Source organism: Methylobacterium mesophilicum SR1.6/6 (assembly GCF_000364445.2).
Lineage (GTDB): Bacteria > Pseudomonadota > Alphaproteobacteria > Rhizobiales > Beijerinckiaceae > Methylobacterium > Methylobacterium mesophilicum_A.
This window is the reverse complement of sequence record NZ_CP043538.1, coordinates 2,537,464-2,550,605: the sequence shown is the minus strand read 5'-3', so window position 1 is coordinate 2,550,605 and position 13,142 is coordinate 2,537,464. Positions and strand designations below refer to the sequence as shown.

Genomic DNA, 13,142 nt, shown 5'->3' with positions numbered 1-13,142 from the left:
GCGCCGTCGACGCCTCATTGTGCGCTGGTAGACATCGTCTTAGTCCGGATTCATGACGTGACCAGTGCGGACATGAATCATGAGGCGATGCTCGGCCGGTGCGGACGTCCCGCGCGCGGAGCGGCTTCGGCGGCCCACGACCGGTGACGCGGTGATCCCGACCCGCCACCGGCCGCAAGCTAGCCTCCAGGCTCCGGATCGAACGCGCGCAACCGCCCCATGCTGCGGCGGGAGTGGTCAGTCGGCCCGCAAGGCATTACCATCGACAGACCCGATTAAAGTCCGGCGTCTGATTCCTCCGCCGCGCGATGGCGCGCTGCCGGGCGCGGCGCGGCCGTTGAGAGTTCCCGAAACTTGCCTTTCCCGACCCTGCCCGCCCCCCTCGCGCGGGCCCTAGCCGACCGCGGCTACGCCGATCCCACCCCGGTCCAGGCCGCGGTGCTGGAGGCGGCCGCCGGCTCCCGCGACCTGCTCGTCTCCGCGCAGACCGGCTCCGGCAAGACCGTGGCCTACGGCCTTGCCATGGCGAGCCTCCTGATCGGCGAGGCCGAGATGCTGCCGCCCCCGGCGGCGCCGGTCGCGCTGGTGATCGCCCCGACCCGGGAACTCGCTCTGCAGGTGCAGCGCGAGCTGTCCTGGCTCTACAGCCCCGCCGGCGGCCGTGTCGCGGCCTGCGTCGGTGGCATGGATCCGCGCCGGGAGAGCCGGATGCTGGCCGAGGGCACCCATATCGTCGTCGGGACGCCGGGCCGCCTGCGCGACCATCTCGAGCGCCGCAACCTCGATCCCAGGGCTCTCCGGGCCGTGGTCCTCGACGAGGCCGACGAGATGCTCGACCTCGGCTTCCGCGAGGACATCGAGTTCATCCTCTCGGCGACTCCGCCGGACCGGGCCACCTACCTGTTCTCCGCGACCCTGCCCAAGGGCATCGAGGCGCTGGCCGAGCGCTACCAGCGCGATGCTCTGCGGCTCGCCATCAAGGGCGAGACCAAGGGACACGCCGACATCGCCTACCGGGCGGTGCGGATCATGCCGCGTGAGACCGAGCACGTGGTGCTCAACCTCCTGCGCGAGGCCGACGCCAAGACCGCCATCGTCTTCTGCAACACCCGCAACGCGGTCCGCCACCTCCAGGCGAGCCTGACCGAACGCGGCTTCTCGGTGGTGGCGCTGTCCGGCGAGCTGGGTCAGGGCGAGCGCAACGCCGCGCTCCAGGCCCTGCGCGACGGCCGCGCCCGGGTCTGCGTCGCCACCGACGTGGCCGCCCGCGGCATCGATCTGCCGTCCCTGAGCCTCGTGATCCACGCCGACCTGCCCCACGACGCCGAGGTGCTGCAGCACCGCTCCGGCCGCACCGGCCGGGCCGGGCGCAAGGGCACGTCGGTGCTGCTGATCCCCAACTCCCGGCGCCGTCGCGCCGAGCAGATGTTCGCCATCGCCAAGGTCAGCCCCGAATGGTCGGGACCGCCCTCGGCCGACGAGATCCGCCGGCTGGACGGCGAGCGCATGCTCTCCGATCCGCTCTTCTCGGAGCCGCCGGCCGAGGAGGACGTTGCGCTGGCGGAGACGCTGCTCGCCGGCAAGAGCCCGGAGGAACTGGCCGCCTTGCTGGCCCGCGTCTATCGAACCCGTCTGCCGGCCCCCGAGGAGGTCAGCGATCCGGGCGAGGGCCGCGCCCCACGCGGGGAACGCCCGCCCTACGATCCGATGGATCCGGAGCGGATCGCCGCCATGGGTCCGGCCGTGTGGTTCAGGCTCAACCTCGGCCGCCGCGACAATGCCGACCCGCGGCGGCTGCTGCCGATGCTGACGCGCCGCGGCGGTGTCGACCGCCAGGAGATCGGCGCGATCCGCATCTTCGACCGCGAGACCAAGTTCGAGGTCCGGGGCAACGCGGCGGCGCGCTTCGCCGAAGCTTTCGCCCGCAACGGCTCGCCGGAGATCCAGGTCGAGGCGCTCGCGGGAGACGCGGCCCCGGCCGAGCGGAAGGGCCGGCCGAGCGGCCCGAAGGGCTTCGCGAGCTCGCGCGCCGGCAAGCATCAGCGCAAGGTCGAGCGGTCGGGTCCGAAGGCCGACCACAAGCCCGGTCGCCATTCGGGCCGGGGTTGACGGACGGGACCCTGCGGATCGCGATCTTTGCGATCCGCGTTCCTCCTTCGCGGATGAGCAGGCCGGCCCCGTCGGGCGACGACTACCCGGCGCGCCGTGCTCAGAACACGTTCTTCACGGCCTCGCCGAGGGCGTCGACGCTCTCCTTCAACTTGCGTCCGGCCGGTGCCAGGGATGGCAGCTTGATCCCGAGCACCTCGGTCTCCTCCGCGGGCTCGGCCTGAGCCACCGCAGTCGGCGCGGCCTTGGCCTTCTCGGCGGGCTTGGCGACGGCCGGGGGCTTGTGGGACGCCGCCACCTTGCGCGCCGGCTTCTCGGTCTTCTCGGAGATTGCCGCGGGTGTCGCGGGCGGCGCCACCGGCTTGGGCGCGGCCGCCGGCTCGTGCACGTCGCGCGCCCGCACGGTCTCGGAGGCGCGGGGAGATTGCAGCGCCGCCATGCGGGCAGGAGGTAGCGGAACGACCTGCCGGCCCGCGGCCAGGGGCGCGACCGGCGTCGGGACTGGGATACGGCGGGCCGGCGGAACCGGGGCTGCCGCGGCCTGTGCCGGCGCGCGCGCCGGGATCGGGGCAGCGTCCGCGGATGCGACGGATGTACCGGCGGCGGATGGCGCGTACGTGTCGGGCAGGCCGGCCATCCGCATGTCCGAGCCCGCAGGTTCGGCCGGCTTCTCCACCTGCGTCGACGGCGGCTTGCCCGATCCGGCCAGGGCGGGGAGACCGTCCTTCAGATCGGGCCAGTCGGTGGCCCGCCCGGACGCGACGAATTTCACGGGGGCCGGGGCGGCGAGGCCTGCCATCAGGCTCGAGGCGGCCACACCGAAGCCGCCGAGCGCGCCGGCGCCGGCCAATCCGAACAGGACGATGCGGAGCTTCGCCGACCGCCCAAGCCGGCCGTCCGGCCGCCGAGTCGCTCGGGTTTCGGAGGCATCCAGGGCGAGATCGATCATGATCCGGGGTCTCTGACACGATTCACGACGCGCGCGACCGGGCTCCCCGTCCCCGGCCGCTTCCCTTCGCGTTTCCGAAGGCCGTTCGACAAGGTCGCGATAGAGGAGGTGCAATACGGCGCAAAGATGTCGGTTCGAATTGCGGGCGCGGCCAGTCCTGGGCCGGCTATCCACAGGATAACGCGGCTCCGCTTAAGAATCCGTCATCGTCTCGACCGGTGTACCGGCTGTCCGACTGGGTCGGCTGGCATGGACATCGGCGCGGCGCCCGTTAAGCGTCTCGGGGTGGATACCCGCCCGACCCTTCTCCCGATGTCCCAGACCCTCGCGCCGCCCGGAAGCCGCGCGGGCCGGTGGCCGTGGGCGTCGTGGTCGACGCGGGCCCGCTTGGTCGCCGTGGTGCTGTTCATCGACGCGCTCGCGGCCCTGATCTCCTGCGGCGTGATCGTGCTGAACGCGCGCTCGGCGGTTCGGGTCGAGACCCGCGCCTCCCTGGCCACCGTCGAGTCGCTGGTCGCCGACACGATCCGGTTGTCCGACACGGCCTCGCCCGACACGCTCCTCCAGACCCTGGACCTGCGGTTCAAGGTGCTGCGCCACGTCCGCGTCGCCGTGCTCGACGCGGACGGCGACCGGGTCGGCGACCCGGCGCCCCCGCACCGGTCCGAACGGGAGGCGCCGCGCTGGTTCGCTGACCTGATCATGCCGCCGATCGAGCGCCACACCCTGCCGATCGCGGTGAACGGCCAGCGTCTCGGCACCGCGCAGATCACCACGCAGCCCCTCGACGAGATCGACGAGATCTGGGGCTACGCGCGGGCGCTGTCGCTCACGACCGGGGCGATCAACGTCGCCATGCTGATCGCGCTCTACGTCGCTCTGGGCCGCATCCTGGCGCCGCTGCGACGGCTGGGCGGCGGCCTGACGCAGCTCGAGCACCACGATTACACGGTCCGCCTCGAACCGCCCGGCGCCCAGGAGCTGGCGGTGATCGCCGCGCGCTTCAACAAGGTGGCCGAGGCCCTGGGCGAGGTCCGTGCCGCCAACGGCCGTCTCAACCGGCAATTGCTCACCGCGCAGGACGACGAGCGCCGCCGGACGGCTCTGGAACTGCACGACGAGTTCGGCCCCTGCCTCTTCGCCCTGGAGGCCAACGCGGCCTCCATCGCCCGGATCGCCTCCGGGCCTGGCGAGCCCAGCCGCGACAAGCTGACCGCCCGCGCCGCCGAGATCAGCGCCATCGTCGGCCAGGTTCAGACTGTCAACCGCGAGCTTCTGAACCGCCTCCGGCCCCACGGCCTCGGGGAAGCGCCGCTGGCCACCTGCCTCGACCTGCTGCTGCGCGGCTTCGGCCAGCGTCACCCGGGGCTCACCTTCATCGGTGAGTTCGACGGTCTGGCCCGGGGATACGGGGACCTCGTCGACCTCACGGTCTTCCGCTGCGTCCAGGAAAGCGTCACCAACGCCGTGCGGCACGGCGCCGCGACCCGGGTGGAGGCCGAGGCGACCGAGTCCGACGGCCGGCTCGACGTCACCATCCGCGACAACGGCACCGGAATCCCGGCCGAACACGGCACCGGGCTCGGTCTGTCGGGGATGCGTGAGCGTGTCGAGGCCCTGGACGGCACCTTCGCCCTTGACAATGCCGGCCCCGGCGCAATCGTCCGGATCACGATCCCCGTTCCGCCGGAGCGGGGCGACGAGAACAACGCGCCGAGCGCATGAACGCCATCGCCTCACAGATCGACATCGCCGCCACGCGCCTGCCGGTCCTCGTCATCGACGATCACCCGATCGTCCTCCAGGGCTGTCGACGCGTGCTGGAGGATGCCGGCGTCGAGACCATCGCGGAGGCCACCACGGTGGTCGGCGGCTACCGGATCTTCCACCGGCTCCGGCCGCCGGTGGTGATCTGCGACCTGACCTTCCAGGGCAGCGGCATGGCGGGGCTCGGCCTGATCCGCCGGATCCGCGCGGTCGCCCCCGACACGCGCATCCTGGTCTTCAGCATGCACAACGATCCCGTCATTGTCGCCCGCGCCCTCGAGGCCGGGGCGCTCGGCTACGTCCTGAAGGACCACGCCTCGGCGGAACTGTTCGAGGCCTTCGGGAAGGTGCGGATCGGCGAGGTCTACCTCGACCGGCGGCTGGCCACCGAGGTGGCGATGCTGCGCGCCGACGCCCGCCGCACGCCGGAATCGCAGCTCACCCCGCGGGAGCAGCAGATCCTGGCGCGGCTCGCCCAGGGCCGCTCCTACGGCGCCATCGCGTCCGACCTGTCGGTGAGCTACAAGACCGTCACCAACGCCTGCTCGCAGATGCGGCAGAAGCTCGGGGTGCGCACCCTCGCCGAGCTGATCCACGTCGCCGTGACCCACGCGCAGCGGCAGGGCTAGGCGTGGCGGCTTCGCGATGAAGGGCGATGGCATGACGGGCGATGGCGGCCCCGGATCCTTCTCCCGGGAGGCGTGGACGCGGAACGCCACCGCCTGCGAGACCATCCGGTCGATGCCGTTCAACGCGGAACTGGCCGCCGGCACGCTGCCCCAGGACCGGTTCCGGCACTACATCGTCCAGGACGCCCATTACCTGATCGGCTTCGGACGTGCCCTCAGCCTCGCCGCCGCGAAGGCGCCGGAGCCGGACACGATCGTCCAGTTCGCGCGCGCGGCCGAGGAGGCGATCGTCGTCGAGCGGGCCCTCCACGGCGGCTTCTTCCGAGACTACGGCATCGGCCCGGACACCTTCGCGGCCACGCCGCTGACGCCGGCCTGCGACCACTACGTCAGCTTTCTGATGGCCACCGCCTACGCCGAGCCCTTCGAGGTCGTCTGCGCGGCCCTGCTGCCCTGCTTCTGGATCTACAAGGCGGTGGGCGACGACATCTTCGCCCGCGCGGGCCAGGGCAACCCGTACCGGGCCTGGATCGACACCTACGCGGGCGCGGATTTTGCCGCGGCGGTGGCGGCCATGATCGCCGTCACCGACCGGGCGGCCCTGAACGTCTCCGCCGCGACGCGGGAGCGGATGCAGCGGGCTTTCGCGCAGGCGACCCGGCTCGAGTGGATGTTCTGGGACAGCGCCTATCGCGACGCGGCCTGGCCCTTGTGACCGATCCGGATCCGAGCCGGCGCGCTCTGCTGAACGCGGCCCTCGCCGCGGCGGCCGTCTGGCCGGCCGGCGCGGAGGCGGCCGGGAGTCCGGACCCGATCCCGTCGGACCGGCCTGTCCGAATCGCCATGCTGCTTTTCCCCGGCATGACCGCCCTGGATCTCGCCGGGCCGCAGGCTTTGCTGGCTGGCCTCGCCCCGGGCAGCCTGCACCTCGTCGCCGAGGTGGCGGGCCCGGTGGCGAGCGATACCGGCCTCACCCTGGTGGCGACCGACACCTTCGCGCGCTGCCCGGCGGATCTCGATGTGCTGTTCGTGCCCGGCGGCGACGGGACCCCGGCCCAGATGCGAAACGCGACGCTCCTCGACTTCCTGCGCGCGCGCGCCGCGCGCGCGGCCTGGGTGACGAGCGTCTGCACCGGATCCCTGATCCTCGGCGCCGCCGGCCTGCTGCGGGGCTACCGCGCCACGTCGCACTGGTGCGTGCGCGACACAGTCCTGCCGCTCCTGGGCGCCGAGCCGGTGGCCGAGCGCGTCGTCTTCGATCGCAATCGGGCGACGGCGGCCGGGATCTCGGCCGGGCTCGACCTGGGGCTCGCGCTCTGCGCCCGCCTGCGCGGTCCCGACTACGCGCGGACCGCCCAGCTCGTCGCCGAGTACGCCCCGGAGCCGCCGTTCCAGGCCGGGACGCCCGGACAGGCCGGTCCGGCCATCGTCCGGGCCGCGGACGCGATCCTCGCGCCCCTGGTCGCCGGGGCCCGCGCGGCGGCGCGGGACTGAGGCGGGCCGCCGATGCAGCGCTGCCACGCTCCGGCGCGACGTCGTCCCGCGTCCTTGACGGCGGCTGCCGCGCGGCCGAACTGAGCAGTGCAACATCCGCCGGAGCCGCCATGTCCCTGATCGCACGCCTGCGCGCCTACGCGGCCGAGGCTCTCGGCGTCGGCCATATCGAGGTGGTGGACGACACGCACCTCGCCGCCACGGCGCTCCTCGTCCACGTGGCGCGGGTCGACGGCATCCTCGCCCCGTCCGAGAGCGAGCGCCTGTCACGCCTCGTCCAGGGCCACTACGCCGACGGGCCGGAGGCCGCCCGCGTGCTGATCGAGCGGGCCACCACGGTGGACACGGAGATCCGCGACGTGGCGAGCCTCGTCGAGATGCTTCCGCACGAGGCCGACGCGGCCGAGCGTCGGGAACTCCTCACCATGGCGTGGTCGGTCGCCGCCGCCGACGGCCATGTCGACGAGTTCGAGGAGGCGCTGGTCGAGCGCCTCGGCCGGCTGCTCGGCTTCGATGACGCGGCCATCGCGGCCGCCCGCCGGGGCGGCCAGCAGAGCGTCGGGCTCGCCTAGGCGAGGGGCGCGCGATGATCGCGAGCCTCGCGCTGATCCTGCTCGCGCAGCTCATCGGCGAGATCCTGGCCCGCGGGGCCGGCGTTCCGATCCCCGGGCCGGTGATCGGCATGGGGCTGATGTTCGTCTTCCTGCTCCTGCGCGACAGCGCCCGGTTCGGTCTGCCGCGCTACCTCCCGCGGCCGCTGACCGACGGCACCCTCGAATCGACGGCGCGGGGGCTTCTCATGAACCTGTCGCTGATGTTCGTCCCGGCGGGCGTCGGCGTCGTGGGCCGTCTGGACCTCCTGCGGGCGCAGGGCATCAAGCTCGCCGTCGTGCTGCTGGTCTCGACGGCGCTGTCCCTGCTGGTGACCGTGCTGGTGTTCCGCGCCGTCGCGGCGCTGGTCGAGCGGGGCGGGAGCGACGGGGAGTCCTGACGGCGATGGGCGGCGATTTCTCCCTCTGGGTCTACCTCGCCAAGACGCCGCTGCTCTGGCTGACCGTGACGCTGACCGCCTACGTGCTGGCCGACCGCATCGCCGCGGCGACCGGGCGGCACCCGATCGCGAATCCGGTGCTGATCACGGTGGCGCTGGTCGGCAGCGTCCTGGCGGCGACCGGAACGCCCTATCCGGCCTATTTCGAGGGCGCGCAGTTCGTCCACTTCCTGCTCGGGCCCGCCACCGTGGTGCTGGCCATGCCGCTCTACGAGCGGCGGGCGACGGTGATGCGCGCGCTGGTGCCGATGCTCACCGCCCTGGCGGCGGGTTCGGCGACGACGCTGGCCGTGGTGATCGCCCTGGCGCGGCTGCTCGACATCCCGCAGCCGGTCCTCGTCTCGCTGGCGCCGAAATCCGTGACCTCCGGCGTCGCCATGGGCATCGCCGAGGCGCTCGGCGGCGATCCGACCCTCACCGCCATCCTGGTGATCCTGACCGGCATCATCGGCGCCATCCTGGTGACGCCGATGATGGAGGCGCTGAAGATCCGCGACATGCGCGCCCGCGGCTTCGCGGCCGGACTTGCGGCCCACGGTATCGGCACGGCGCGCGCTTTCCAGGTGAGCGAGGTCGCCGGCACCTTCGCGGGCATCGCCATGGGCTTGAACGCCTTCCTGACGGCGATCCTCGCGCCACTGGCGCTGCATCTGCTGTTCTGACCCGAGGGGCGGCCGACCGGCGCCGGCGTTCCGTCGGCACCATCGCGCCGAGCCGCCGACGGCAGGATTCCAAGTCCGCATGATCCGGCATCACGAGGCGGCCGAAAGCGGCTGAAATCCTCGCCGCTTGCCGCTTCCGGAACGCCGTCACCTCGCGGGGCGACGTCAATCCACAGCGCCGCACGCGTCGACGCCGCGCTGTCCCGGGTGATCTCGATTCGCGTCTGGCGAGCTTGCCGAAAGCGTCAGCGCGACCCGCGAAGCGAACCCCGCTGACCTTGCTGACGCATCCGGCCGGACCTGTCCCGGGCCACCGTTAACGATATTGACCACACCTTGCTGCTACTATCATAAGTAGAGAATCAGGGTCAAAGCTGCGTATCTTGGTTGCAGCGACGTAAGCCGGGCTTGAGCGCGCAGGCGTGAAAGAGGCGGTATCCAACACTGACCAACACTGCATCGATACACGACGAAGGAGGAGATGCCCATGCCAAATGCCTCGCCGAGTATTGAACTTGCCGCGAAGATACTGAGCGCCTACGTCACGCGAAACACCGTTCCCGCGGGTGCCTTGCCGGATCTTCTGTCCGAGGTTCATCGCTCGATCGCAGCGCTCGATCGCGGAAGGGCTTCGCAGATCAGCCGTCCGACCGAGGCGCAGATCCGGGCCTCCATCCGGCCCGACGCGCTCATCAGCTTCGAGGACGGGAAGCCCTACAAGGCGTTGCGGCGTCACCTGACGATCCGCGGCCTCACGCCCGAGGCCTACAAGGCCAAGTGGGGCCTGCCGGTGGATTATCCCCTCGTCTCGGCCACCTACAGCGCCCACCGGTCGAGCATCTCGCGTCAGATCGGACAGAGCCAGCGGCTGCGGATGAAGCAGGCCGTGGGCTAGAACCGGTCCCGCGGGTCGCCGGCGTCAGAGGCGCGGCGGGGCCGGTGTCTGCGCGACGGATTCCGAGATGTCCTGGATGAGCAGGGCCACGAGGCCCGACCATCCGGTCTGGTGGGAGGCGCCGACGCCGCGGCCGGTGTCGCCGTCATAATATTCGTAGAACAGGACGAGGTCGCGAAAATGCGGATCTTCCTGTTCGATCCGGCTGTGGCCGTAGACCGGCCGGCGGCCGTCCGCCCCGCGCACGGAGAGGCCGATCAACCGGCGGGCGAGCGCCTGGGCGATCTCGCGCAGCGACGAGGTCTGCCCCGAGCCCGTGGGCGCCTCGACCCGAAAATCCGGTCCGTAATAATCGTGGAAGCGGTTCAGGCCGGCGATGAGCAGGTAGTTGACCGGCATCCACACCGGGCCGCGCCAGTTCGAGTTGCCGCCGAAGAGCCGCGAGCGCGACTCCGCGGGCTCGTAGGCGAGGCCGAGATCCCGGCCGTCCCAGGCGAAGCAGAAGGGTTGATCCGCGTACGCGCGGGACACGGCACGCAGGCCGTGGTCCGACAGGAATTCGGCCGGGTCGAGGGCGCGGTGCAGGAGCGCCTTGAGCCGGTGGCCGCGCAGCAGCGACAGCAGGGCGCTCCGGGCCTGGCCGGGCTCGTTCCAGCGCGAGACCAGGGTCGCGAGATCGGGACGGTTCCTGAGGAAGAACACCATGCGGTCACGCAGGGACGGAAGCCGTTCGAGGTCACACTCGTTGATGGTCGCCACCGCGAAGATCGGGACCAGCCCGACCATGGTGCGTGCCCGGATCGGCAGCCGGCGTCCGTCGCGGGTCTCGATCACGTCGTAGAAGAAGCCTTCGCCTTCGTCCCACACGCCCTCGCCGGTGGCGGCCGCGATGAGGAGGAAGTGCTCGAAGAACTTCTCCGCCATGTCCTCGTAGGTCGGGTCCTGCAGCGCCAGCTCGATCGCGATGCGCATCAGGTTGAGGGCATAGGTCGCCATCCAGGCGGTCGCGTCCGACTGGGTCAGGGTCGCGCCGTCGCCCACCGGCTTCGACCGGTCGAAGATACCGATGTTGTCGAGGCCCAGGAATCCGCCCTGGAACAGGTTGCGGTCGTCCGAATCCTTGCGGTTGACCCACCACGTGAAGTTCAGGGTCAGCTTGTTGAAGATGCGCTTGAGAAAGGCATGGTCGGGCGTGCCGGTATGCTGGCGATCCAGTTCGAACACCCGCCAGGCGGCCAGCGCGTGGACCGGCGGGTTGGCGTCCCCGAACCCCCACTCGTAGGCCGGCAGGGCGGCGTTCGGATGGGCGTAGGCCTCGTCCACGAGGAGCAGGAGTTGGTTCTTGGCGAAGTCCGGATCGAACAGCGCGAAGACGATGGCCTGCAGCGCGAGATCCCAGGAGGCGAACCAGGGATACTCCCAGGCGTCCGGCATCGAGATGATGTCGTTGGCGCGTAAGTGCGCCCAGTCGCTGTTGCGTCCGCGCCGCCTCTCGGGGGCGGGGGCGGGCTGGGCCGGATCGCCCGCCAGCCATTCGCGCACGTCGTAATGGTAGAGCTGCTTCGACCAGAGCATGCCGGCCAGCGCCTGCCGCTGGACGAGCCGCATCTCGGGATCGGCGATCGGCGCCTGCAGGGCGGCGTAGAAGGCGTCGGCCTCCGCCGCGCGCTCGGCGAAGACGGCGTCGTAGTCCGCGAAGGGCGCCCCCGGCGCGGTCTCGGCGCGCAGGCGCAGGCGCAGGGTGCGGGTCTCGCCGGGGCCGAGATGCAGGTCGTAGCGCGCGGCGCACTTGGTGCCGGAGAGTCGGTTGACCGCGTTCGCCTCGCCGCCGACGACGCAGCGATCGATCCCGTCCTTGTAGAAGCCGTCGGCGGGACCGCTGCCGAACAGGCGGTGCGTGTTGGTGTCGTTCTCGGTGAACAGGACCTCGGCCGCGCCCTCGGCGAAGAAGCGCATCGGCGGCATGGTGGGGTGGCGCGCCCAGACCGAGCCGTCGGACCCGGCCATCAGCTCCGGCTTCGGCGCGCCCTGCTTCCACGACCAGGTGTTGCGCGCCCAGAGCTGCGGCAGCAGCGTCAGGTCGGCCGCCTCCGGCCCGCGGTTCGTGACGGTGACGCGCATCAGGACGTCGTCGGGGGTCGCCTTGGCGTAGGCGATCGCGACGTCGAAGTAGCGGCCCTCGTCGAACAGGCCGGTGTCGAGCAGCTCGTATTCCGGGTCGTCGAGCCCGCGCCGCGCGTTCTCCGCGACCAGCTCTCCGTAGGGGAAGGCGGCTTGCGGGTATTTGTAGAGCATCCGCATGAACGCGTGGGTCGGGACGCCGTCGAGGTAGTAGTAGAGTTCCTTGACGTCCTCGCCGTGGTTGCCCTCCTGGTTGGTCAGGCCGAACAGGCGCTCCTTCAGGATCGGGTCGCGGCCGTTCCAGAGGGCCAGCGACAGGCACCAGTTGAGGTGGCGGTCCCCGAAGCCGCCGATCCCGTCCTCGCCCCACCGATAGGCGCGCGACCGCGCGTGGTCGTGGGGCAGGTAGTCCCAGGCGTCACCGCCGGGGCTGTAATCCTCCCGGACGGTGCCCCATTGCCGGTCGCTCAGATAGGGGCCCCACTGGCGCCAGGCCGGGTCGGAGCGCGCCGCGACGAGCCGCCGGCCCTCGGCGGTCTCGAAGATGCTCCGCGGTGCGCCCTCGGGCTTGGTCATGGGCTAGCATGTCCCGGATCCGGCATTCGAACCGCCGATACTGCCCCGGTCCGTCCGGTAAAAGTCAACGTCGGCGCGACGCTCAAACCGTCAGGCTCACGCGGATCCCGTCCGGACCGGCCTCGGCGCGCAGGCGGCGGTAATCCGGGATCCGCGCATGGGACGTCCGCACCGGCGCGTGATGCGTGGCGGTGACGACCGCGACGGACGCCCCCGCCGCCTCGGCGGCCTGGATGCCGGCCGGCGCATCCTCGAACATCAGGCAATCCGCCGCCGCGACGCCGAGCCGGTCCGCGGCCGCCAGGACGCAGTCCGGCGCCGGCTTACCCCGCGCCACGTCCTCGGCGGCGATCATCAGTCGGGGACGCGGCATCCCGGCGGCGGCGAGGCGGCGCTCCGCGAGCGCCCGGGGGGCCGAGGTCACGATCGCCCAGCGGCCGGGCGGCAGCGCCTCCACGAAGGCGCGGGCGCCGGGGATCTCGGTGATGTCGGCCACGTCGTCCATCTCGGCCCGGGTGATCGCCGCGGCCTCCGCCTCGGGATCGACGCCGGGCAGGTCGAGGCGCCGGATCGTCTCGACCGAGCGCACGCCGTGGATCGTCGGCAGGAACGCCGCCACGTCGAGGCCGTGGGCCCGCGCCCAGCGCGACCAGATCCGCTCCGCCGAGGCGAGGGAGCTGATCAGCGTGCCGTCCATGTCGAACAGGAGCGCGGCGAAGCGGCGGGCGGGAAAGGCATCCTCGGTCATGGCCGAGCGCTACGCGGGGGACGCTCGGCGGGCAACGGGCCCGCGCGCATGGCCGGACCCCGCATCCGGCCGCGGCCCGATCCGCGATGCCGGCCGATGCCGGAGGCGCCCGCTTCACGGGCCCGCGCCTTTGGTGTAGCG

At 71.8% G+C, this 13,142-nt stretch carries 12 protein-coding genes; 9 read left to right on the top strand and 3 right to left on the bottom strand.

Annotated features, from left to right (window positions below):
* The first annotated feature begins 354 nt into the window (after positions 1-354).
* Positions 355-2,109 (top strand): DEAD/DEAH box helicase, encoded by a 1,755-nt coding sequence (locus MMSR116_RS12120; RefSeq protein WP_010682886.1) that lies wholly within the window; start codon positions 355-357, stop codon positions 2,107-2,109.
* A gap of 100 nt (positions 2,110-2,209) precedes the next feature.
* Here MMSR116_RS12120 and MMSR116_RS12115 read toward each other — a convergent pair whose 3' ends face one another.
* A complete protein-coding gene (locus tag MMSR116_RS12115) occupies positions 2,210-3,058 on the bottom strand; it encodes a hypothetical protein (RefSeq protein ID WP_010682887.1) in 849 nt (282 codons plus the stop codon).
* A 312-nt stretch (positions 3,059-3,370) separates the two neighbouring features.
* Here MMSR116_RS12115 and MMSR116_RS12110 point away from each other — a divergent pair, with 312 nt between their 5' ends.
* The 8 genes from MMSR116_RS12110 to MMSR116_RS12075 all read left to right on the top strand — a co-directional run bounded on the left by MMSR116_RS12110 (position 3,371) and on the right by MMSR116_RS12075 (position 9,556).
* The gene (locus MMSR116_RS12110; protein ID WP_010682888.1) at positions 3,371-4,783 is read left to right on the top strand and encodes an ATP-binding protein; all 1,413 of its coding nucleotides are present in this window, start codon (positions 3,371-3,373) and stop codon (positions 4,781-4,783) included.
* Positions 4,780-5,454 carry a response regulator gene (locus MMSR116_RS12105; RefSeq protein ID WP_010682889.1) on the top strand — a complete coding sequence of 225 codons (675 nt, stop codon included), beginning with the start codon at positions 4,780-4,782 and terminating at the stop codon, positions 5,452-5,454. Before MMSR116_RS12110 ends, MMSR116_RS12105 begins: the two co-directional genes overlap by 4 nt.
* Positions 5,455-5,485: 31 nt before the next feature.
* Positions 5,486-6,169 carry a thiaminase II gene (gene tenA, locus MMSR116_RS12100; protein WP_010682890.1) on the top strand — a complete coding sequence of 228 codons (684 nt, stop codon included), beginning with the start codon at positions 5,486-5,488 and terminating at the stop codon, positions 6,167-6,169.
* A complete protein-coding gene (locus tag MMSR116_RS12095) occupies positions 6,166-6,948 on the top strand; it encodes a DJ-1/PfpI family protein (protein WP_191991895.1) in 783 nt (260 codons plus the stop codon). The genes tenA and MMSR116_RS12095 overlap by 4 nt, the downstream gene beginning before the upstream one ends.
* Positions 6,949-7,058: 110 nt before the next feature.
* A complete protein-coding gene (locus tag MMSR116_RS12090) occupies positions 7,059-7,520 on the top strand; it encodes a TerB family tellurite resistance protein (protein WP_010682892.1) in 462 nt (153 codons plus the stop codon).
* A 14-nt stretch (positions 7,521-7,534) separates the two neighbouring features.
* Positions 7,535-7,939, top strand: a complete 405-nt coding sequence (locus tag MMSR116_RS12085; protein WP_010682893.1) for a CidA/LrgA family protein — start codon at positions 7,535-7,537, stop codon at positions 7,937-7,939.
* Between the two features lie 5 nt (positions 7,940-7,944).
* Positions 7,945-8,661, top strand: coding sequence for an LrgB family protein (locus tag MMSR116_RS12080; protein WP_010682894.1), 717 nt, complete (start codon positions 7,945-7,947; stop codon positions 8,659-8,661).
* A 481-nt stretch (positions 8,662-9,142) separates the two neighbouring features.
* Positions 9,143-9,556: a MucR family transcriptional regulator gene (locus MMSR116_RS12075; protein WP_348529359.1), complete on the top strand. Its 414-nt coding sequence runs from the start codon at positions 9,143-9,145 to the stop codon at positions 9,554-9,556.
* A gap of 24 nt (positions 9,557-9,580) precedes the next feature.
* Here MMSR116_RS12075 and MMSR116_RS12070 read toward each other — a convergent pair whose 3' ends face one another.
* On the bottom strand, positions 9,581-12,253 hold the full coding sequence (locus MMSR116_RS12070) for an MGH1-like glycoside hydrolase domain-containing protein (protein ID WP_010682896.1): 2,673 nt from the start codon (positions 12,251-12,253) through the stop codon (positions 9,581-9,583).
* Between the two features lie 82 nt (positions 12,254-12,335).
* The gene (locus MMSR116_RS12065) at positions 12,336-13,001 is read right to left on the bottom strand and encodes an HAD-IA family hydrolase (RefSeq protein WP_010682897.1); all 666 of its coding nucleotides are present in this window, start codon (positions 12,999-13,001) and stop codon (positions 12,336-12,338) included.
* Positions 13,002-13,142: the final 141 nt, after the last annotated feature.

Bases quoted from the DNA above. Each gene is read 5' to 3' on its own strand.
- MMSR116_RS12115 (WP_010682887.1), bottom strand. From the start codon at position 3,058: ATGATCGATCTCGCCCTGGATGCCTCCGAAACCCGAGCGACTCGGCGG.
- MMSR116_RS12110 (WP_010682888.1), top strand. From the start codon at position 3,371: ATGTCCCAGACCCTCGCGCCGCCCGGAAGCCGCGCGGGCCGGTGGCCG.
- MMSR116_RS12105 (WP_010682889.1), top strand. From the start codon at position 4,780: ATGAACGCCATCGCCTCACAGATCGACATCGCCGCCACGCGCCTGCCG.
- tenA (WP_010682890.1), top strand. From the start codon at position 5,486: ATGACGGGCGATGGCGGCCCCGGATCCTTCTCCCGGGAGGCGTGGACG.
- MMSR116_RS12090 (WP_010682892.1), top strand. From the start codon at position 7,059: ATGTCCCTGATCGCACGCCTGCGCGCCTACGCGGCCGAGGCTCTCGGC.
- MMSR116_RS12085 (WP_010682893.1), top strand. From the start codon at position 7,535: ATGATCGCGAGCCTCGCGCTGATCCTGCTCGCGCAGCTCATCGGCGAG.
- MMSR116_RS12080 (WP_010682894.1), top strand. From the start codon at position 7,945: ATGGGCGGCGATTTCTCCCTCTGGGTCTACCTCGCCAAGACGCCGCTG.
- MMSR116_RS12075 (WP_348529359.1), top strand. From the start codon at position 9,143: ATGCCCATGCCAAATGCCTCGCCGAGTATTGAACTTGCCGCGAAGATA.
- MMSR116_RS12070 (WP_010682896.1), bottom strand. From the start codon at position 12,253: ATGACCAAGCCCGAGGGCGCACCGCGGAGCATCTTCGAGACCGCCGAG.
- MMSR116_RS12065 (WP_010682897.1), bottom strand. From the start codon at position 13,001: ATGACCGAGGATGCCTTTCCCGCCCGCCGCTTCGCCGCGCTCCTGTTC.